General features: G+C 45.7%; 21 protein-coding genes and 1 tRNA gene. 6 read left to right on the top strand and 16 right to left on the bottom strand.

The features are described 5' to 3' along the window. Positions 1-141 precede the first annotated feature (141 nt). Positions 142-215 (top strand) — tRNA-Asp (locus tag ACESTD_RS04685). Between the two features lie 667 nt (positions 216-882). On the opposite strand, the gene ACESTD_RS04680 is transcribed toward ACESTD_RS04685, so the two are convergent. The 10 genes from ACESTD_RS04680 to ACESTD_RS04635 form a co-directional block, all read right to left on the bottom strand. Further along, positions 883-1,305: a GNAT family N-acetyltransferase gene (locus ACESTD_RS04680; RefSeq protein ID WP_005832381.1), complete on the bottom strand. Its 423-nt coding sequence runs from the start codon at positions 1,303-1,305 to the stop codon at positions 883-885. Between the two features lie 64 nt (positions 1,306-1,369). Continuing rightward, positions 1,370-1,948: a Crp/Fnr family transcriptional regulator gene (locus ACESTD_RS04675; RefSeq protein ID WP_005832383.1), complete on the bottom strand. Its 579-nt coding sequence runs from the start codon at positions 1,946-1,948 to the stop codon at positions 1,370-1,372. A gap of 44 nt (positions 1,949-1,992) precedes the next feature. Beyond that, positions 1,993-2,775 (bottom strand): Cof-type HAD-IIB family hydrolase, encoded by a 783-nt coding sequence (locus tag ACESTD_RS04670; protein ID WP_022402025.1) that lies wholly within the window; start codon positions 2,773-2,775, stop codon positions 1,993-1,995. 44 nt (positions 2,776-2,819) lie between these two features. Then, complete coding sequence (locus tag ACESTD_RS04665) at positions 2,820-3,719, bottom strand: AraC family transcriptional regulator (protein WP_016274303.1); 900 nt, start codon at positions 3,717-3,719, stop codon at positions 2,820-2,822. Between the two features lie 156 nt (positions 3,720-3,875). Then, positions 3,876-5,186, bottom strand: a complete 1,311-nt coding sequence (locus ACESTD_RS04660; protein ID WP_329779393.1) for a DUF58 domain-containing protein — start codon at positions 5,184-5,186, stop codon at positions 3,876-3,878. Then, a complete protein-coding gene (locus ACESTD_RS04655; protein ID WP_022402023.1) occupies positions 5,183-6,157 on the bottom strand; it encodes a MoxR family ATPase in 975 nt (324 codons plus the stop codon). Before ACESTD_RS04655 ends, ACESTD_RS04660 begins: the two co-directional genes overlap by 4 nt. An 11-nt stretch (positions 6,158-6,168) precedes the next feature. Next, positions 6,169-7,392: a DUF4350 domain-containing protein gene (locus ACESTD_RS04650; protein ID WP_022402022.1), complete on the bottom strand. Its 1,224-nt coding sequence runs from the start codon at positions 7,390-7,392 to the stop codon at positions 6,169-6,171. Next, positions 7,389-8,003 (bottom strand): DUF4129 domain-containing protein, encoded by a 615-nt coding sequence (locus ACESTD_RS04645; RefSeq protein WP_009038199.1) that lies wholly within the window; start codon positions 8,001-8,003, stop codon positions 7,389-7,391. Before ACESTD_RS04645 ends, ACESTD_RS04650 begins: the two co-directional genes overlap by 4 nt. Before the next feature lie 9 nt (positions 8,004-8,012). Beyond that, positions 8,013-8,957: a hypothetical protein gene (locus tag ACESTD_RS04640; protein ID WP_022402021.1), complete on the bottom strand. Its 945-nt coding sequence runs from the start codon at positions 8,955-8,957 to the stop codon at positions 8,013-8,015. Further along, positions 8,938-9,900 carry a stage II sporulation protein M gene (locus ACESTD_RS04635; RefSeq protein ID WP_005832397.1) on the bottom strand — a complete coding sequence of 321 codons (963 nt, stop codon included), beginning with the start codon at positions 9,898-9,900 and terminating at the stop codon, positions 8,938-8,940. Before ACESTD_RS04635 ends, ACESTD_RS04640 begins: the two co-directional genes overlap by 20 nt. A gap of 100 nt (positions 9,901-10,000) precedes the next feature. Here ACESTD_RS04635 and ACESTD_RS04630 point away from each other — a divergent pair, with 100 nt between their 5' ends. Beyond that, a complete protein-coding gene (locus ACESTD_RS04630; RefSeq protein WP_005832400.1) occupies positions 10,001-10,726 on the top strand; it encodes an RDD family protein in 726 nt (241 codons plus the stop codon). Between the two features lie 125 nt (positions 10,727-10,851). Further along, a complete protein-coding gene (locus ACESTD_RS04625) occupies positions 10,852-11,427 on the top strand; it encodes a DUF4251 domain-containing protein (RefSeq protein ID WP_008664890.1) in 576 nt (191 codons plus the stop codon). A 179-nt stretch (positions 11,428-11,606) separates the two neighbouring features. On the opposite strand, the gene ACESTD_RS04620 is transcribed toward ACESTD_RS04625, so the two are convergent. Next, positions 11,607-12,440 carry a DNA-formamidopyrimidine glycosylase family protein gene (locus tag ACESTD_RS04620; RefSeq protein ID WP_005832407.1) on the bottom strand — a complete coding sequence of 278 codons (834 nt, stop codon included), beginning with the start codon at positions 12,438-12,440 and terminating at the stop codon, positions 11,607-11,609. 75 nt (positions 12,441-12,515) lie between these two features. Beyond that, positions 12,516-13,574, bottom strand: coding sequence for an MBL fold metallo-hydrolase (locus tag ACESTD_RS04615; protein WP_022402020.1), 1,059 nt, complete (start codon positions 13,572-13,574; stop codon positions 12,516-12,518). Between the two features lie 144 nt (positions 13,575-13,718). Here ACESTD_RS04615 and ACESTD_RS04610 point away from each other — a divergent pair, with 144 nt between their 5' ends. Next, positions 13,719-14,594, top strand: coding sequence for a PfkB family carbohydrate kinase (locus tag ACESTD_RS04610; RefSeq protein WP_061412187.1), 876 nt, complete (start codon positions 13,719-13,721; stop codon positions 14,592-14,594). 40 nt (positions 14,595-14,634) lie between these two features. Here the strand turns inward: ACESTD_RS04610 and hcp are convergent, their stop codons facing one another. Next, positions 14,635-16,284, bottom strand: coding sequence for a hydroxylamine reductase (gene hcp, locus ACESTD_RS04605; RefSeq protein ID WP_022402018.1), 1,650 nt, complete (start codon positions 16,282-16,284; stop codon positions 14,635-14,637). A gap of 183 nt (positions 16,285-16,467) precedes the next feature. Between hcp and ACESTD_RS04600 the strand changes: the two genes are divergently transcribed. Continuing rightward, on the top strand, positions 16,468-17,106 hold the full coding sequence (locus tag ACESTD_RS04600; protein WP_195288662.1) for a Crp/Fnr family transcriptional regulator: 639 nt from the start codon (positions 16,468-16,470) through the stop codon (positions 17,104-17,106). 53 nt (positions 17,107-17,159) lie between these two features. After that, positions 17,160-17,849 carry a Crp/Fnr family transcriptional regulator gene (locus ACESTD_RS04595; RefSeq protein ID WP_005831477.1) on the top strand — a complete coding sequence of 230 codons (690 nt, stop codon included), beginning with the start codon at positions 17,160-17,162 and terminating at the stop codon, positions 17,847-17,849. A gap of 1 nt (position 17,850) precedes the next feature. Here ACESTD_RS04595 and ACESTD_RS04590 read toward each other — a convergent pair whose 3' ends face one another. From ACESTD_RS04590 to ACESTD_RS04580, 3 genes are read right to left on the bottom strand one after another with little or no spacing between them, the layout of a single operon-like run. Beyond that, a complete protein-coding gene (locus ACESTD_RS04590; RefSeq protein WP_005831479.1) occupies positions 17,851-19,131 on the bottom strand; it encodes an alginate export family protein in 1,281 nt (426 codons plus the stop codon). A gap of 7 nt (positions 19,132-19,138) precedes the next feature. Continuing rightward, positions 19,139-19,930, bottom strand: a complete 792-nt coding sequence (locus ACESTD_RS04585; protein ID WP_005831481.1) for a cytochrome c biogenesis protein — start codon at positions 19,928-19,930, stop codon at positions 19,139-19,141. Next, positions 19,927-21,171 carry a cytochrome c biogenesis protein ResB gene (locus ACESTD_RS04580; RefSeq protein ID WP_098032807.1) on the bottom strand — a complete coding sequence of 415 codons (1,245 nt, stop codon included), beginning with the start codon at positions 21,169-21,171 and terminating at the stop codon, positions 19,927-19,929. Before ACESTD_RS04580 ends, ACESTD_RS04585 begins: the two co-directional genes overlap by 4 nt. Positions 21,172-21,193: the final 22 nt, after the last annotated feature.

Below are 21,193 nucleotides of genomic sequence, written 5' to 3'. Positions count from 1 at the left end.
AATCTTCTCAATATGAGGATATAAAGCAAATACAGCACAAAACGCTTGGAAAAAAGTTCGCCATAGCTATTGCAGATATCAAAGAAATGCCTACCTTTGCAACCGCAATCAAGAGAGATAGCAACGAAAGAATGAAATAATGGTGCGTTAGTTCAGTTGGTTAGAATACATGCCTGTCACGCATGGGGTCACGGGTTCGAGTCCCGTACGCACCGCGAAAGCAAATAGCAAATTAAAGCAAAGCTCTGAAATTCAAGGATTTCAGAGCTTTTTCTTTTTCTCGCTCCGGCAAAAATGGGGACCCGAAATATCCGGTGCATAAGCAATTTTCGAGTTTCAGTTTTCTCAGACTTACATCACAAGAATAAGAAACTGAGCAGCAATGAATGGGCAGACCGTCCTCCGGATAGGGACAAAACTGGAAGAAGGTATAGGCAGAATCCACGTATGTCCCATGCTTTTTATTATGAAGGTTCATGTAAACCCTCGTCCCACGCACGTGGGCTCAACGGTTCACGCAGGCAAACCGGCGAGCACACATGCGTGGGACGAAGTTTTGTAATAAGGTTTCGGGAATTATGCGCCAAGCTTCTCTGCATTACACACAGGACATGAAGGGAAAAAGTGCCCATATACGGGGAGCAAAAGCCATACTTCCGGCACTATAGACAACGGAGTTCGCCCCTTAATCACCATATTTGCACAAAGAAAACGGAAAATAAGCCCGAAATAGACATTAACAAATGTTATTTATTATAAACGAAAAACAGAAAAAAAACACGTGGTTAAATTCTTGCTGTCAGATAGTTAAAGCCGAATATGAGAAGAAAAAGTAGTGCTGGCAAAAATGATGATTTTTAAAATCGGGGTCTGACTTACGAACTACAACTGCATGTGTAAAATAGGATATTCTTTACCTTCTCCGTCCAAATCAGACCTTTTGTATACGTTAAAGCCTATATATTTATAAAAACCGACAGCTTGAATATTCTGCTCGTTCACATCGACTTTCGTTACCTGCAAATGATTTATGGCATAAGTAACCAGTTTTTTCCCAATTCCTGTGCCTCGATAATTATTGTCAATAAACAACATTTCAAGATTTCCTTCTGCAATTCCCATAAATCCGATTAAGATTCCCTCCTGTTCAAATCCGAATAGAGTGACATACTGAAAATATACCGGAAGCTGTTCCTTATAGTATAGACAATCTTCCTCTTTAAGAAAATCATGTGTACTCAATACTGCACTTTCCCAAATTTCTATCAAACGTGGATAATCCGTAACTTTAATTTTTCTAATCATAATTGTAATTGCTATTTAAAGCCGCAAAGTTCGGAACTTATACATTCAATGCACTGAACCCAGGTTAAAAAATACGTTTACGGATTCTGCTTAGTGCTTGCGGCGTGATACCCAAATAAGAAGCTATATCTTTGAGTGGGATATAGTTTAATGTAATGCCATATTCTTCAATCATCTGTAGATAATACTGTTCAGGAGAATATTTAATCAAGTCGATATTTCTTTTCAAGAGCTTATTCAGTAGTATGGCATTCAAATCTTCAAATACGGTTTTCACCTTAGGAATAGCAGTATACAGTTCATCTACTCGCTTCTTGTCTATTCGGTAAATAACGCTATCTACAATTGTCTGCACATTAAATGCAGATTTTGTTTGTAAGGTAAAAGATATGTTCGACATTGAAAACGTACCTTCTTTACAAAACCAAAAAATCTGCTCTTCCCCTTTATGATTCAAAAGCCAACAACGTAACATCCCATCATAAACGAAATAACTATATCTTTCTATTTCTCCTTCCTTAATCAAAAATGTATCTTTACCAATCAATATCCGCTCAAAATATCGGTCAAATAACTTAGATTCCTCCAAATTAAAAGTATTGATGCTAAAATTAAATTCTTTAAGCAGTTTTTCTAAAAGCATAATATTCACTGACTATAGTTTTCATAAGTTTTGACAGCCGATTTTTATTCCACAATACCAAAATGAACCAGAGCGTTCCGGATACCATGCTCATCCACCGTCTCCGTTATATAATCGGCAACGCTTTTCACAGCCTCGGAAGCTCCTCCCATAGCTATTCCCATCCCGGCTGCACGAATCATGGAAATATCATTCCCGCCATCACCAAAAGCGATGGTTCCTGAAACATCAAATCCATAATAGGAAGCAAACTCATTGATACCCATAGCCTTGTTTACTCCCGTCACATTGACATCCGCAAAGAAAGGGTTCCATCTGGAAACAGAAAGTCCGGGAAGTTGTGCCATAACTTCTTTTTCCATTTCTTCATCACAATATATGCATAACTGACAACATTCGCCTCCCATAAATTCCTTTTCAATGTCTGCCACCGGCGGTGTAGGGTGATTGACCAGCCTAGCCAATTCGATGACGGTCGGATTGAGTTCGTTGACAAAAATACCTTTATTCGTTTCGATAGCCAGAGCAAACCCATAATGTTGAGCCAATACTAGTACCCTCTGAAAATCCTTTTCGGGAATCTGTTTACGAGATATAGGAGTGCCATCTCTCAGTACACAATCGGCCCCATTCAAAGCTATCACTGCATCGTATGGAATCTCTTCAAGTTCGTGAAGATCGGTAAACGCCCTCCCAGTTGCTATTATGATTTTTATACCGGATTCATGAACTTGCTGCAACGCTTCGATAGCCGACTGCGGAACGCGGTGAGTGTCGAAACTCACCAATGTTCCGTCTACATCTAAAAATATAGCTTTGGTCTCCATTATAAAATATTTTGGTCTAATAAATTCATTCTATCTGCATCATCTCAATTTTGTGAATATCTATATTCATTCGGTGCAACTCCCGTTGCTTTCTTAAACACCAGACTGAAATATTGCACACTCGGATAGCCCAGCCGACGCGCTACGGCAGCAGGTGTATTACCACCTTCCGATAACATTTTCTTGGCCGTGTACAAGCATTTGAACTGGAAGTATTCAGCCAATGTCTTACCCGTCTCAAACCTCAGCAAATCATCAAAGTAAGCCGTCGAAAGATTCAGTTTTTCGGCACAGCATCCGGAAGTGGGCAGCTTCCCCTCCTGCAACTTTCCGGAAGTGATATACTCGTCCAATATCCCTTCCATTTTCCCCAGAATCATCTTGTTCTTATTCTCACGGGTGATGAATTGCCGCTCATAGTAACGTGAGCAATAATCCAGCAGCAATTCGATGTGACGGGACAAGATGGTATTGCTATGCATATCAATGGAATGATGAAGTTCATCATCAATATTCTCAAGGCAACACGTCACTTTGGCCGTTTCGCGCTGTGACAGATGCAACGCCTCCTCCTTGCGGTAGAAAAAGAAAGTATAGTTGTCGATATGATTCTTTAACGTAGTACAAAGCAATAAATCGGGATGAAATGCCAGCAGCCAACCTTTGTCCGGAAGCGTATTGTTCTTGTTCATCCGGAATATCTCGCCGGGAGTAAGAAATACCATCGTAGCATTGGAATAATCATAATATTTCCGTCCGCAGCAGTCACAATCCCCTTCACAGTCCTCAATCAGTAGGATGGCATAGAATTCAAACTTCACAGCATCCTGATACACACTAGGATTTTCCAGATTAATAATGCTTACCTGAGGATGCAACGTTTTACATCCCAGGCACCGGTTACATTCACATACGGTCTTTATGTCCAATGTATTGTCTTTCATCACCTATAAAGTCATTCTCATTATTGTAACTTCAGATATATAAAATCTTAAGGATATGTTTTCCACACCTTCACAATATACCAATTACAAAATTAGAGGAAAATCCAGACATCTTCACTACCCTTATTACGGATTATATAACCTTAGTTACTGTTTTTATATCTGGCTACGTGACTTCATCTCCAGATACTTGTTTATCACGTCCACAGAAAGATTTTCCGGTGTAGTCAGTACAGAACTGATGCCGTGCTGCTTCAAGGTGGAGACTATCAGCCGTTTCTCGAATACAAATTTCTCGGCAATGACATGGCGGTAATACCCTTCCGTATCCCTCGCAGGAGTGGCGACGTACTCTTTCAGAGCGGCATCTTCGAAGAAGATGACCAGCAACCGGTGCTGGCGGTTCAACTGCTGCAAATAAGCCAACTGGCGATTCAAGCTGCCGATGCCGGAAAAATTGGTATACAGCACCAAAAGACTGCGTTTGTTGACGCGCTTGTTCAAATGTACGCACAATGAGGAAAAGTCGGTCTCCCCAAAAGTAGTCTGCTGGCTGTAAAGGTTCTCCAATAACGCCTGCATTTGTCCGGGCTGTCGGGAGGCGGGGATAAATGTATCAAAGTGCTCATTAAACGTTACCAGTCCGGCTTTATCCTCCTTCCGCATGACAACGTACAAAAGAACCAGGGAGGCATTAATAGCATAGTCCAGCAAGGTCATCCCGCGAAATGCCTGCTGCATAATCCGCCCCTTGTCTATCACGTTATAGATTTGCTGGGAACGCTCGTCTTGATAGACATTTACCATAAGTTCGTGCCTCCGGGCGCTTGCTTTCCAGTTTATCGTGCGGTAATCGTCGCCTTTCACATACTCCTTTATCTGTTCGAACTCCGTATGATGCCCCACCCTGCGGATACGTTTGATGCCCAATTCCGTCAAGTTGTCGCTGATAGCAAGCAACTCATACCGATGGAGCATCAGATAGGACGGATATACCTTGACATCCAGCGGAGCATCGCAAGTATATCTGCGGAAAAGCAATCCCATTCTGCCTGCCACAAACACCCGAATCCGTCCGAAAGAGTAAATCCCCCGCCGCGTAGGACGCAGATGATACGTAATCGTCCTGCCCTCATTCGCCTGAAGCCTCATCCGGAAATCAATATTCCGCAACTGGAATGCAAAAGGAATCTCATCCACCACTTCCACAGCCACCGGATGCGGATAACTGCTCTCCACACGTATGTTCACGGTGTTTTCATCTCCGTTGGAGAAGCGGGTAGCACACTGGCGGAATGCCCGGATGCCGCGAATACGATAGAGCATCACCCCATCCACCAACGCCGACACCGCCAAAACAAAAAGCGCCCACTGCCCGATTGCAAAGAATGGAGCAAAGACGTACCCGATACCCGTCAGCAGGACTATCAGAACAAGAGCAATATAGAATCGGCGGCCCAGTCTCACTTCGGCACTTCCACCTTATCAATCAGACGTTGCGTCACCTTTACCGGCGAATAGCCTTCCATCTCGGCTTCCGCTGTCAATATCAAGCGATGCTGAAGCACATACGGAGCAACGAACTTAATATCCTCCGGTGTCACAAAGTCACGTCCCTGCAACAGTGCATATGCCTTGGAGGCCTGCATCATTGCCACGGACGCACGCGGAGAAGCTCCTAAATATACAGCCTTGCTGGTACGCGTCTGCTGTACAATCAACGCGATGTACTGAAGCAGCGTGCGGTCTACAAACACGTGTTCCATCAGCCTGCGCAACGAAAGCAGTTCTTCTTTTGTGAGCACGGGCGTCAGGCTCTCCAACTTCACCAACGAAGCATTGGCGTGGTGGCGCTCCAGGATGTCCACCTCCTCCTCCAATGAGGGATATCCCATGGTTATTTTCATCAGGAAGCGGTCCAGTTGCGCTTCAGGCAACTTATAAGTCCCCTCCTGCTCCACCGGATTCTGGGTTGCCAGAATCGTATAGAGTTCTCCCATCTGATGCGTGGTACCGTCAATGCTGACCTGCCGTTCTTCCATAACCTCGAACAAGGCTGCCTGCGTCTTGGCGGGAGCGCGGTTTATCTCGTCCACCAGCACGAGGTCGGCAAACACCGGTCCTTGATGAAAGCCAAAGTCATTGGTTTTCATGTTGAAGACCGTAGTACCCAACACATCACTCGGCATCAAGTCCGGAGTAAACTGAATGCGGCTGAAGTCCGCCTTAATCAAGCGTGCCACTAGACGGGCAAGCAGTGTCTTTGCCACCCCCGGCACTCCCTCCAGCAACACATGGCCGTTTGCCAGGACAGCCGTCAGTACCAGGTCCACTATCTGCTCCTGCCCCACTATGACCGTAGCAATCCGGTCCTTCAACGCTTGTATCTTCTCGGAAAAGAGAGTCAAGTCCACCCGTTTTTCTGTGTTCTCTTCCATAAATATCTTCTTTATATATGATTGATTATTTCATTCATTTTATCGACAAGCCGTTTCATCTCCTTCTCAGAGATGCTGCGCCCTCCGTACACCACCGGCCTCACCTCGCGGATGAACACGGCTATTTCCCCCGCTTCCATACCCGTCTTCCGGGCAATCCTGCCGAAAGAGCGCTCATCCTCTGCCACTTCCTCCACATCCACTTGTATTTCCCTCCTCAGTTCCTCCGCAAAATAGAGATATTTCTTGCGGACTAAGTCAGCATGGTCCTTCTTCTGATAATAAAGAGTACCTATCAACTCTGCAAACTCCAAAGACTTATTTTCCGGTTCGCGGATAACCGGAATGGCGCGCTGCTTCCTGCGGGCTGTAAATATCATAAAGAGCAGGATGGAAACCATACTCAAGTACAATGCCCAGCGAAGCGGCGGCTGCGAAAGGAAATAGCGAAAAGAAGACATCTGTACCTGGGCTGTTTCTTTCATATAGCCTTCGGTACGGACAATGGGAAATCCACCCATCTGGGACAATATACGAAAAAGATAAGCCGCATTCTTCCCATCCAGCACACCATAGTTCGTAAAAAGCAGGGGAGTGGAAGCCAGTATAACTTCCCCTTTTCCCCAAGAAACCGACATGGCAACCGGATGAGCAGCTTCTCCGGTAACAGTTTTTTCCGCCAACACTTTACTAGAAATGGAATCTGCAAAGAAATAAGACTGACAAAGTTGGGGATAGAAACAGAAAGTCTGCTGCGGATAAACCGCCGAATCCCCCACCCAGCACAAACTGTCTTTCGAAAGCAATGCAGTGGCATATTTTTTCAAAGCCGACGGACTGAAATAGGAATAGCTGCACTCAAATCCCAGCGTATCTTTCAAAATACGGCTGAAAGAGCTCCCCGCCAGCATAATCCGGTCTCCCCGTCCCGCCATCTTCAACATCGCCTCCACATCTACATCCGTCAAATGCAGGTTATCGGTAACAACCAGTATTCCGCGGCGGAGCGTCGTATCTTCCTGCTCCAGTTCATAAAAAGTCTTTCTCGACAACGAATATCCCTTCGGCAACGATGAAGACAGCAGGCTATCGAACACGGCACAGCCGAACGGTTGCTTGTCATAATGGCTGAACGTAGGGTTCCAGACAAACTTCTTTGGCAGACGGCACTCTATCGCAAACATCAACACCAGAAAAACAATGATACCGGCTATAAACCAATGGTTCCCCTTCATGCCGCCCCTCCTTTCTCCACTTCTTTCTGCAAATCCCGCATCGCATGGAACAAAGTTTCGGTCGCTTCAAAATTTCCGTAACGTACTCGTAGAAAATGGTTGGTCATTTGGCGGAAAGCTGGCAGACGGACTTCATAGATATATTGTGTAGGCGTTTTATATAACTGCCAGTCTATACGTTTTCCATCGCTGAGCTGTTTCAGCGTCTGCAGATAGAGCAAACGCACCGCCTCCCGATAATCCGTCCGGGCAAGCGCATCGGCAATTCTTTCCGCAAAATCCACTCCATAGATGGTATCCTCCCCCACTGTATAGGGCAGGGTACTCTTGCGCGAACGCATGAACAGTTCCGGACGCTTCTTGTACACAAACCAAATGACCAATACCAGGATAAGAACGGCAATGCATATCAATACGACTTCCGAATATTCTGCCACCAACGTATTCCCGAATATCTTGTCCAGCAGCTTGCCGAACCATCTGCTGAACCACTCAAGTACATTAATTTCGGGAGCTATCAACTCACGACTGTAAGCAAACGCCGGGTCAGACTGCCAAGCGGCAACCTGTGCAGTATCACAAACCAGTGTATCAGCCGGAGCCATATTCATAGTCCGTTATCAGAGTTTATCAAAATTGTCAATATCACTCTCCACCATCACATAATCTATCTTTTCCGAAGCATGACCGTATTGATAAGCCAGTCCCAGCAATGAGAAAATCATGGACATATAAACGCCGAATGCCTGGACCACCGCCAGCAGATAAAGCACAAAGCTATAGGCTGCCGATACAGTGGCACCGCCACCTGCATCAGTCATTGCAAAGATATATTTCACAATAGTCCCGATATACCATGGAATCATCGTCACTCCCTGCAAGATGGCGGCGATGAATCCCATAACAATGGAAATCAGTACGATACCTCCCCAGGTAGCGAAACCCAGTCGGTAGGCCTTCTTCAAGGCATCTATGATATAGATATCTTCGAACAGATAGACTGGAGCCCAAATAGCAAGTGGCACAGACACCACCACAACGAGCAGAACGAACAAGAACGCAATCGCCATGAACGGAATGACGGTGGCTATAAAACCAACAATAAGCCCTACAAACAGCACCAAAAGCACACCGACAATCATTATCAGAAATACCCTTCTGACATTACGGAACAACAAGGGCTTCAGCATCCCTAACGTCACTCCCTCCAAGCGTTTTTCCCGTTCATTGTAAGTACGGACCAATGCGTAGACCAAAGAGGTCAGCATGACAGTTCCTAGCAGATAGAGAACGGCATACAGACTGTAATAAGTCACCAGTGCCATGATGGACGCTCCGACAACAGAAGAGTCGAACGAGCCTCCGGTCATATCACCCAGAGCCATTGTACCGCTCATCAGCCCGTTCAAGCTCAGTCCCTGAAGCAGACAAAGCGGCAACATCAGATATGTGGTGAATTTCATCAACGGCTTCCAATTCTCTTTGATAAAATCAAAGGTAGCAGTTAGTTTCTCTCCAAAAGAACGTTGTACATACAGTGCGATTTTAGGTTTCTGTGCTTCCATGCTTCTTTCTGTTAGGTAAATAAATATAATAAAAAAAGATAAACGACAAAGAGAGTAGAATAAAGCCGAACCTCAAAGCATCCGGAAGTTCGGTATGGCGGGTAACGAATCCTTCTATAAATCCTGCCATGATGAATACGGGTACCGTACCCACCACTATTTTCAGTCCTTTTTTGGCTCCCCGTTTGAAAGATTCCAGCCTTGAATAGGTTCCGGGAAAGAGCCATCCGTTGCCCAGGGCAAGACCGGCGGCACCGGCTACAATAATCGCCCAGATTTCGAGTGTCCCGTGCAGCCAAATGGCAAGGAAGGACTCCCAAAGCAAGTCGTGCTGATAAAAGAAGGTTTGGAAAGCCCCTATCATGATACCATTGTTAAGGAGCATGTATCCGGTGCCAAAACTGGTCAGCAACCCCATGGCAAAGCAGTTGAAGGAGACCATGATATTGTTCAGCGTGATACTCAGAAACATGGGGAACTCGGAGGAACCGTTATATACAGCCATAGGTTCACCATTAGCGATATTGTTCAAAGTCATATCCACATAGGAGTTTCCTAAAATCAAACGCACAAAATCGGGGTCTCCGGCAGCGGATACCACTCCTATCAATGCGCTGACCACAAATATAATGAAGGAAGCCACCAGCTCACGGCGTGCATCGTGCATGGCCGAAGGCACTTCACGGGTCCAGTAGGTGATAATTCTTGACCATTTCTCGCGCTTGTTTCTATAAATGCGGTTGTGCAATGCCGAGGCAAGATTGTTCAGATAGATAGTGATGCGGGAAGCGGGGAAATGCGTTTGGGCAAAAGCCAGATCTGCCGTAAGCTCCGTATATGCGTCGGCAAGTTCATCGGGAGACAGACTTTCCGCCTGCTCCACCATTGTTTCTGCTCGTTTCCATTTTTCGATGTTCTGCCGGATAAACGTCACTTCTTTCATACCCCATGACTATTTCAGAGAAGTTTTGTCTGAAATAGGTAACAAAAATAAGAGAATAATGATATATTTGCAATGAAATACTAAAAATGTTTTATCAGGAATGGCAGAATCTACAATTATCACCGGACAATTTGTCCGCATCAGTCAAACGCCTGCCAGTATCGGTGAGCGGCTCATTGCACTGGCCATAGATTATATTCTGCTCGGATTCTATGTATTTTCTACTTTGGCCTTGTTTTCACGGATTCATCTACCCTCTGATTTCACGATGCTTTTCTTTTTTACCATTGTCTACCTGCCAGTCTTGCTTTATGCATTTCTCTGCGAAATGTTCAACCAGGGACAAAGTTTCGGCAAGCGGCTGATGAACATTCGTGTCGTAAAGGCAGACGGCTCCACGCCCGGCATAGGCTCGTACCTGCTCCGATGGCTTCTCTTCCCTATCGACGGACCGGTGACCGGTGGTCTGGGACTTCTGGTCGTCCTTTTGACCAAAAACAGCCAGCGAATGGGAGACCTTGCCGCCGGCACCATGGTAATCAAGGAAAAGAATTACCGCAAGATACACGTCAGCCTCGATGAGTTCGACTACCTGACCAAAGACTACCGACCTACCTATCCACAAGCTTCCGACTTGTCATTGGAGCAAATCAACGTCATTACCCGGACCCTGCAATCGGGTAAAAAAGACCGTACACGCCGCATTGCCTCCCTTGCGAAAAAAGTGCAGGAACTTCTCTCCATCACTCCTCATGACAGTAACCCGGAAAACTTTCTTCAGACCATTCTCCGGGATTACCAGTATTATGCCTTGGAAGAAATTTAATACGAACTTCCAACAAAACCAAAGAAGTGTTAAGTCTTACGCTTATTTAAGATTCAAGCTGCATCTTTTTGGCTTTTCATTTGTTAATCAACCAGAAGGTCTTAACTAAATAACAAAGAACAATTATGAAACGAATCATTACATTAATCACACTGGTGTTGGTAAGTGCATCGACCCTGATGTATGCACAGAGTAGCAGCGAAACACGCCAAGCAGAGCGTAAAGCCCAACGCGAAGCCCAGAAAGCACGCGAAAAAGCAGAAAATGAAAGGAACTATGCCATTGCCGTCCAGGCATTGAAAGAGGGCAAGTTTGTATTGGAAGCAGACCAGCTGGTGTTCAAGAGAGGACGGAGCGCATTTGTTTCATCGACAACAAACTTCGTTCTGATGGACGGTGAACACGCATCCGTACAAATAGCTGCCAACAATGCCCTTGCAGGCCCCAACGGAATAGGCGGCATCACAGTGGACGGCAGCAGAAAGGAAATGAAAATCACGACCGACAAAAAGGGAAACGTGAATTGCAGCTTCAGCGTACAAGGCATCGGAATATCCGCACAAGTGTATATCACACTGACCAACGGCGGCAATAATGCATCGGCAAGAATCAGCCCGAACTTCAATTCGAATACCCTGACGCTGAACGGAGTCCTGGTTCCATTGTCCCAGTCAAACGTTTACAAAGGGCGGGCTTTATAAAACACCCCTTTTGTCCGTACAAAGTATAAAGAAAAGAAGATATTCATATCGTGTTCGCAGGATACGAATATCGTGTAGACACGATATTAACAGAATGCGATACAAGGAATTAATAAACTGTTATACAGAATATTAATTCCTTGCATCGTACATAAAGGGAGCTAACAGAATGTGGACATTTATTCTTTTATCTGTTGACACGTTGGGCAATAATATACCGAACCACCCATATAAGCCTCTTTTATGATGGTACTGCCACAACGGAGACAAGGATTCTTCCATGTTTTGGCAGAAAGAATGGTTTTGTAACCTCCGGCGTTGCCATAAAGATCTGTTTGCGTATCGCGTCCGCCCTCGAACGTCATATCCACCAATGTTTCTTTTAGAGCATTAAAAAGAACGTCTTTCTGATTATCCGACAGAAGTAGCACTTTCTGTTTGGGATTTATCCGTGCATTGAACAGAATATCCTGCGTTACGCCGTTACCTACACCGGGAATACGCTGATTGGTTGCTAATAGAGCTTTAGCAGAGAGGGTCTTCTTTGCTTCGGCAACGAGTTTCTCAAATTCCGCTTCGGTGTATTTATCGCTCAACGGCGAAATGCTTTCCCGACTCAATTTATAGTACTTATTGTCGATATAGCTATCAGGATAAACATTGATAAAACCATACATTACAACCGTGAAGACAAGGAATGAATCATCATTAAACGTCAGCAACAACTGGTAATTGGCAGGAATCTTATCTCCCGCATTGTAATAACGGACACTGACTCCGTCGCCTATATTCATGATCACATTATCCGAAAGATTGAAATTGACAAACATGCCATATCCTTCGGATGAAAGGATGGTTTTGCCTACGAGCAGTTTACCATACTCCGACGGATTGCCGTTATAGAACGTAAACTTATGCGGTTTGGTGGCATTGAATACCTGCGTGATTGTTTTACCGCTCAAGGCGTTGTTCACTTGTTTGCTCAGGGTGATAACTTCGGGTAATTCCAACATATTATCTTACTTTTATTTTCGATAGGGATATATATTTCCGTTAATAACTCGTCAATAGCTAATCAATATCGTTCATTATTTTAACCGGACCACTTCCCCTATAATAGGCATCAACACGTTCAAAGAGTCTTTCTCTTTCAGATTCATGGCATTCTTCAACGGTTCGTCCCAGCGGTGTCTAGCCAAAGCATATTTGGAATGATGGACAGTCAGAATCTTTTCCGCATTCAAGTCCCTGGCCACTTGTCCCAAATATTGGGGCATGGTATGGATATATTTCCAATCTTCGTTATACTGCCCATTCTCCAATATGGCAAGGTCAATGCCAGGATATTGCTTGCCTATTTCGGCAAAATGCGTATCATATCCACTATCACCGCCCATATAAATCTTCTGCGAAGGGGTTTCGATAAGGAAAGAGGCCCATAGTGCCTGATTCGCTTTCAACGAGCGGCCCGAAAAATGCCGGGCGGGCAAGCAATGAAGCAGAAATCCCTTATCCAGTACAGTATCTTCAAACCAATCCAGCTCAACCAGGGATGATTTGTCAAATCCCCAATACTCGAAATGTTCGCCTACCCCCAAAGGACAGACCACCTTGCCTACCCGGTTTTTCAGCTGCATCACCGTCTCATAATCCAGATGGTCCCAATGGTCATGTGATATCACCAGATAGTCAATCTCCGGCATATCGGCAGGCTTGTAGGCATCCGCCCCTTTGAACGGCTTGTTTACAAACGAAACCGGAGAAGCCACACAAAATACGGGGTCTACCAGTATACGCTTTCCGTCTACCTGGATAAAATAGGATGAATGTCCGAACCATACCAATACATTCTCGTCCTTGCTTATCTTGCTGAGGTCCGTCTTTATAACCGGAATCTCCGTTTCAGGACGCAAATCGGTTTCTTTCTTAAATAAGAATCCCCAGAAAGCTCCCAAACGTCCCTTTTGGGAAGTCATCATCACCGTACTGTGCAGATTCCGGAATTCTCCGTCTTTGTAATGAGGCGACTTCTTTATCCTCTCCAACCGTTCTCCTTGAGGAGCCCTCCCGAAACTCGGCTGATTGACAAAAACGAATCCCGCTATGACCGCAACAGCCACAATACCCACTATAATGCCAACTATCATACGTACTCTTTTCGTTTTTAATGAATTCATATTCAATGAAGCTACATTTACAGCTGCAAATATAGTCGAATTGTTATTAAATCACTATCTTCGCGCCCAATTTACGGAATCAATACAATAAAGAAATAAAAAGCCAACAAAGAAATGAACACACACAGTCTATGTTGCATCGGTTATATTACCCAAGATAAAGTTGTAACCCCTAAAAATACCATATATATGCCGGGAGGCACCTCCTTCTACTTCGCACATGCCATCAAGCACTTGAATGCTAACGATTTTCTATTGGTAACAGCTTTGGCTGATACTGACATGGGCATTGTGGAAGACATTCGGAAAGAAGGTATTTCCGTCAAAGCCTTGCACAGCACACATTCCGTCTGTTTCGAGAATATTTATGGAGAAAATCAAAACGAACGTACACAACGTGTCACGGCAAAAGCAGACCCTTTCACCGTGGAAGGTTTGAAAGATACCGATGCACGGATTATCCACTTGGGCAGTCTGCTTGCCGACGACTTCTCTTTGGAGGTCATCAAGTTCTTGTCCGGCAAGGGACTCCTCTCGGTAGACGTGCAAGGATTTCTCCGCAAGGTGGAGAATGAAAAGGTGCTGGCCGTAGACTGGCCGGAAAAGAAAGAAGCATTGAAGTATATCCATATCCTGAAAGCCAACGAAGCTGAAATGGAAGTGCTGACCGGATGCAGTGAACCGCACGAAGCTGCATTGCTGATTGCAGACTGGGGCGTGAAGGAAGTGCTGCTGACCCTGGGAGATAAAGGTTCGCTGATTTATGCCCAAGGAGAATTCCACGAAATACCCGCCTACCCTGCCCTGCAGATTACAGATGCAACGGGATGCGGAGACACCTATATGGTAGGATATCTGTATATGCGCGACAAAGGCGCGTCTTATCGAGAAGCCGGATGCTTTGCCGCCGCCATGTGTACCATAAAGCTACAATCGCACGGGCCGTTCTGCGGAACGGAGGAAGCGATAAATAATGTGATAAGAGGATAAGATGATGGGGTGATAGCAGGATATCACCCCATCATCTTATTTACAATCCGAATTTCTTCAAATCATCTTCCACGCTACCGATACCTGCAATATGGAACATATCAACCAGTACCTTGACGACATTTGGAGAAAGGAAAGCGGGCAATGTAGGTCCTAAGTGAATATCCTTCACACCGAGGCTCAATAATGCCAATAATACAATAACTGCTTTCTGTTCGTACCACGCTATGTTGTAGACTATGGGAAGTTCATTAATGTCGTTCAGCTGGAATACTTCTTTCAGCTTCATGGCTATTACCGCCAGTGAATAGCTGTCATTGCACTGCCCGGCATCCAATACACGGGGAATGCCGTTGATGTCTCCCAAACCAAGTTTATTATAGCGGTATTTGGCACAACCTGCGGTCAGGATAACGGTATCTTGCGGCAAGGCTTTGGCAAATTCCGTGTAGTAGTCACGACTCTTCATACGTCCATCGCAGCCTGCCATTACGATAAAGCGGTGTATGGCTCCGCTCTTCACGGCATCTACCACCTTGTCTGCCAGTTGCAGTACCTGGTTATGAGCAAAACCGCCGATAATCTCTCCATGCTCTATCTCCACCGGGGGCTGGCATTGTTTGGCAATCTCTATGATTTCAGAAAAGTCTTTCCTACCTTCAGCATCCTTATCAATGTACTTGCAACCCGGATAGCCGGTAGAGTTGGTGGTAAACATACGTTCTTTATACACGGCATTTGCCAGAGGAGGAACGATGCAATTGGTGGTAAACAGAATCGGTCCGTTGAAGGAAGTGAATTCTTCGCGCTGTTTCCACCAGGCATTACCATAATTGCCTACAAAATGGGAATATTTCTTGAAAGCGGGGTAATAGTGGGCAGGCAGCATTTCACCATGTGTATAGACGTCTACTCCCGTGCCTTCAGTCTGTTTCAATAATTCTTCCATATCTTTCAAGTCATGGCCGCTGATCAAAATTCCCGGACGGTTCTTCACACCGATATTCACCTTTGTAATTTCAGGATTACCGTAAGTACCGGTATTGGCCGCATCCAATAGAGCCATTGTCTTTACTCCGAACTCACCGGCTTCGAGAACCAGCTTCACCCACTCCTCTGCCGATAGAGACTCAACCGCAATGGTAGCCAGTGCGCGTTGCATGAAAACATGAACCGTATCATCATTGAATCCCAGACGCATGGCATGCTCCAGATAGGCTGCCATACCTTTCAAGCCATAGACAAGCAATTCTTTCAACGAGCGGAGGTCTTCATCTTGTTCACGCAGAACACCTACTGTCTTCGCTTTTTCGGCATAGTCATCACGCGTTCCCTGCCAAGTCAGTTCATCTACTTTGGGTAGGAACACTTTGTTGTGTTCCGCTTCTTGAATCAATCCATTACGCATGATGATTCCTTTATCCACCCGCTTCAAGATGCTTTCATCGTCGAAATTTGCATTCGTAATGGTGCAGAACAGAGCATCCGTCACAAAAACATTCACTTCTTCAGAGACCGGACAATCTGCCTTACGTAATGTATCGGCAACAACAGAGATGCCCCTGACTACAAACAGTAACAAGTCCATTGCTTGAGCCGTATGGCTTTCTTTTCCACACACACCTTTCAATATACAGCCAGTTCCTTTGGCAGTCTCCTGACATTGATAACAAAACATGTTTGATTCCATATTCCTATTCATTTAAAAGTTTACATTATCTTTCCATAAAAGAAGCGGCACCTTAGCAATAAAAATAAGCAAGCTTATTTTCTATTACTTTCGGTTTGCATTATCTTTGTGCAAAGATGAGAGTTCTACAACGCGAAAACTGTCACGAATGTTACATCGAATCACAAAAAAGTAAAAAAGAAAATGGAAATCCATACATTATTGAAAATGCCTCCTTTCCAAGGCATAACAGAAGAAGAATTATTATCCCTCATTCTGGCACCCGAACATGCACGCAGGCAATACAAACCTGCTGACTTTATTGCCATGCAGGGAGAAGCATACCGTTCTCTATTCATATTGTGCAGCGGCAGTGTGCGTACCCAAATGGTCAGTGCAGAGGGAAAGCAACTCACCATAGAAACGCTGAAAGCCCCGCAACTACTTGCCCCGGCTTTTGTCTTTGCCTCCGAAAACCGCTTCCCGGTAAATATCGAAGCAAAAGAGAAATGTGAGATACTCATCATAAACAAGAATGTTTTCCTGGAGTTCCTGCATCGACACCCCACTGTGATGCGCAACTTTCTGCAACTGGTATCGGACAGAACTCTGTTCCTCTCCAAAAAGCTGAATGCCTTTGCCCTGCAAAGCCTGAAATCGCGCATACTGAACTATCTACGCATGCATGGCACGATACTCAACCAGCAGGAAGTGGCACAAATACTGGGAGTGGCGCGTCCCTCGCTGGCACGTGCCTTATCGGAGCTGGCAAGCGAAGGATGCATCCGGATAGAAGAGAAGGAAATGCGGATAAATGAAATCTCCGCCCAAAAGTATTTATAAAAAAACGCCCACACTTATATATTATTCTTACCTTTGTCCAAGAATAAAAAGCTATGGAAAAGATTCTACTGGATGAAAAGTACGAACAGTTATTGTTCCAAATCCCTCTACTAAGGGATTTGCCACATAATATCAAGCAATCGCTGCTTGAGAAACTGGAATATTCAGTCTATTCTATAGACAAGAAAGATATAGTTGCCCGGCAAGGCACCCCCTGCAAGAAGCTATATATACTATTGGAAGGCAAATTGCGTGTAGATATTATAGACGGCCTGGGCAATAAGGTTATGGTAGAATACATCGTTGCCCCCCGGGCCTTTGCCACTCCCCATCTCTTCGGCAGCAACACCACACTGCCGGCAACTTTTACCGCCATTGAAGACTGTATCCTATTCACTGCGACCAAAGAATCCACCTTCAAACTTATCAGCCAGGATCCCAAAGTGCTGCACAACTTCCTTTGCATAACGGGAAATTGCAATGCCTGCACGGTTTCGCGATTAAAAGCCCTTTCCCGCAAAACAGTCCGCGAAAGGTTTGTCGTCTATCTGTTTGAAAACAGAATTTCCAACTCTACCAGCATCACCATAGCGCATACCCAATCTGAGCTGGCAGAATACCTCAATGTAACCCGCCCGGCACTTTCAAAGGAAATCAATAAGATGACCAAAGAAGGTATTATCCTAATGACGGGTAAGAAAATTGAGGTATTGAATGAAGCAGCTCTGAAAGAGTATATCTAAACTACCATTTTACAAACAAGATTCTCGGATTGATGTTGACAGATACCCAGCCCCAATCCTGCCAACGTTTATGGTCGCCGCCTTTCGCCACGCCCATGGACTTCGTACCCCGCATGATGGAGTAACCGGCAGAAAGCTTCACGCCCTTCATCACATTCCAGTCAAGCTGATAGTCTATCTCCGAACCCAATCCCTTTTTTACATCATCCAGCTTGGCAGCAGTAGCAAAATAGTGATAATTCAATTGCATACTCACCTGCTTGGATGTCTTGAAGTTAACACCCAACTGGGCATCCTGCAAACCGGGAGCGACTCCCTGCCAGGCAGAAGCATAGAAATAATCCATCGCTCCATAGAACTTATGATGTGTTCCGTAAAGGGGATCGAAAGCCTTGAACTTGTCACCCTCCCCGTCACTTCCACTCAGATAATCATAACCCAAGCTCACACTCCATTGCTTGTCTATGGCATAGGCAGCCTTCACGCTTGCCATAAAGGCAGATACACTCTGCGCATTCTTGTTCTTTCCGGTCTGGTAATAGAAAGCAGCCTGCACGGGCAGCCAGTTTCCCGATTCCGGTTGATAAGTCACGTAAGTACCAAACGTCTGCAAATAGCGGGTACGGGAGGTCTCGGTCTCCGCATCACCGGTTTCCAGCCCCAGATTCATGAACAATAAAGAGACATCAAGATTGGAAGCTTGCGCCGCATAATGATACCAAAGGGTCTGCATATTCTTGTAAGGTTGCGCGCCGTCATAATAATAGGTACCGCCTTTTGACTTTTCCTTGTTCTGGTTGAAGGCAAGAATGAAATGCAGTTGGTGGGCATTCTTGGCATAGCCCAGCTTCAAGGCATCATGATAGCGACCTGCGACATTCCAGTCCAGTCCTCCTAAAATACGTTCGTCATCATAAGACAAGGTCTGGCGTCCCAGTTGTGCAAAAAAACCGGCACCGAAATCGAGCTTTGCCCATGCTTCGTTCATGATGAAACGCCCGTTAGTATCTATCTGCGGGTCTTGTCCCCACACCCCTACATGCTGGGCGGAAATCTTCATGCTCAAGTCCGAGCGTTTGTACTCCATGGAAAGGCGTGCACGGTTGTTGATGAATGCAGCTGCTTTGTCTCCCTCGAAACGTGGGAACTGTGCACCGTTACGGTATTCTGCACGGGGTCTGATTTGCATCGACATGGTGAATTCGTTCTCTTTCTCCGCACTTTGCGCCCACAACATTCCGGGCAACAGCCATAAGCCTAATGCCAAATAAACTATCTTCATAAGTATTTTAATTTAAGTTATACGTATGTACACTCACTCCTTGTGCCGAGGGCAAATAATTGATGCCGTACCAGCACATTTGCAACAGCAGAAAAGATACAAGCAGGCCGACCAATGCCTTGCGATGTGCCGCGGGACGCCCCAGACGGAAATGGATATATGCCAGATAGGAAAACCAGGTAGCCGCCGCCCAAGTCTCTTTAGGGTCCCATGCCCAATAGTGTCCCCAAGCAGCTTTTGCCCAGACGGCACCGGACAGCATACCCAGCGTCATGAAAGCAAGCCCTACATAAGTCAAGTTATCGCACAGAGCCATCTCATGCCTTTCAATCCCCTTCTTCTTGAACCACAGCAGGTAGACAGCCATCACCGTAGCGGCACCCAGCATGGCGTAGGCAAACATATAAACAATGACATGAGGAGTGAACCACGGGCTCTGCAAGGCGGGCATCAAAGTCTTATTGTGTATTTCGGGCTTGAATATATTGATGCAGACAAACACCAGTGACAAAATGGTACTGAAACCGAGAATCCATTTATACTTCCAACGGCCGTAAGTGATGATTCCCGCCAACGGAAGAAAAAACGAATACCACAGACGGGTCTCTCCCATCGTCCGCATCGGAGGACGTTCCAAAGAAATCCACATACCGACAATGAAACTGAAAAAGACAACCAGTCCCAGGCAGGTAAAGGTATATACCACTGCCGGGCGTTTTCCACGCCATGCAGCGAAAGCTCCCCATCCCCAGAAGAGTAAAGCGACAATGGCAAACAGAGCAAAATAATCCCAACTCATACCGTCTCCTCCTTTCTTTCTTCTTTTCCTTTTGGTGCATTGACAAACAAGCAGACTGCTCCCAGCACCATCATTATAATGCCGGCATATACAGCCGGGAGCCAGGGGTCGCGCACCAGTTCAAAGACACTGACATCACTCCACCGTCCCTTCGTCTCGTCATAGCTCAATTGATAAATATTCCACCCGGATATCTTCAATGGACGATTCACCTCGATAGTGTCTTCCACCACATCTCCCGCCTGCGTATAAACCGTAACAGCAGACACAAACCGTTGCGGCTCACGTTCGGGCATCACCAGACTGGTCTGCTCCGACAAACGCAATGCCTTATAGGGGAACATGAAGCTGCCGCAACTCACCCATCCCTCCTTCGACTGTCCGGAGGCGGTGTTCACCGCTTTCAGATAAACGGCATAGGCAGCTCCCATCGAATGGAATTCAGTAAACTTTAAGGTATCTTCCGTAGCCACGGAGGCAGCCATAGGAATGGTTTGAAAAATGGAGATGTCCCAATCCAGCAATTTTCCCCGTTCCACCTTCTCTTCCAGCAACAAATGTTCCGGCATATCCTTCGGCAGTGCCTGCCCCGTCTCATTGTCTATCAGCATCAGTTTGGGAGGATACTCGTGTATAGTAAATTCTTTCAGCTCAACAGCAAGCGGAAGTTCCGTCAGCTTGCCGCCCTCATCTATGGCACGCCATTCGGTCTTGCCCAATTGGGTAATCATTTTAAGACGCTGCATATCCGCATTGCCCAGCGTTGCCGTCAGAAGGGCAACAAACAAGCCGGCATGATTCAGCAGAAAAGGAATCTTACGCACATTGAAGGGGATAGCGGCACGGAGAATAGTCATCCCTAAGACAGCAACCAGCCAGACATAAAGTAACACAAACGGCCAAAAAGAAAGCATTTTCGAAAAGCCGATGACATCTGCCGAAGGATGGGTGGAGGGAACCTGCCGTACCAACCCCATAATGACAGTGATAGCCGCCACACAGACCAGGGAAGAAACTGCAGCCGTATAATGACTGAGCCATCCGAAACAATACACCCGTTTGCGAAGCCCATGCATCCCTGCCAGCAACAGCAAGAACAGCACCAGAACAATGATATTGACCGGCCATGCAAACAAGCCCCAACGAATGCCTCCAACGCTCCACTGTAACAGCAAGCCCGTGACAAACAGTCCTGCCCCACAGATAAAACCTTCCTTATACCCCCACGGTTTCTTCCACATCTTCTGATTTATGATTTGACGA

The organism is Bacteroides sp. AR20 (assembly GCF_964250605.1).
Classification (GTDB): Bacteria; Bacteroidota; Bacteroidia; order Bacteroidales; family Bacteroidaceae; genus Bacteroides; species Bacteroides uniformis.
Note: the sequence above shows the minus strand (reverse complement) of the source record. Positions and strands in the feature narration are given on the sequence as shown.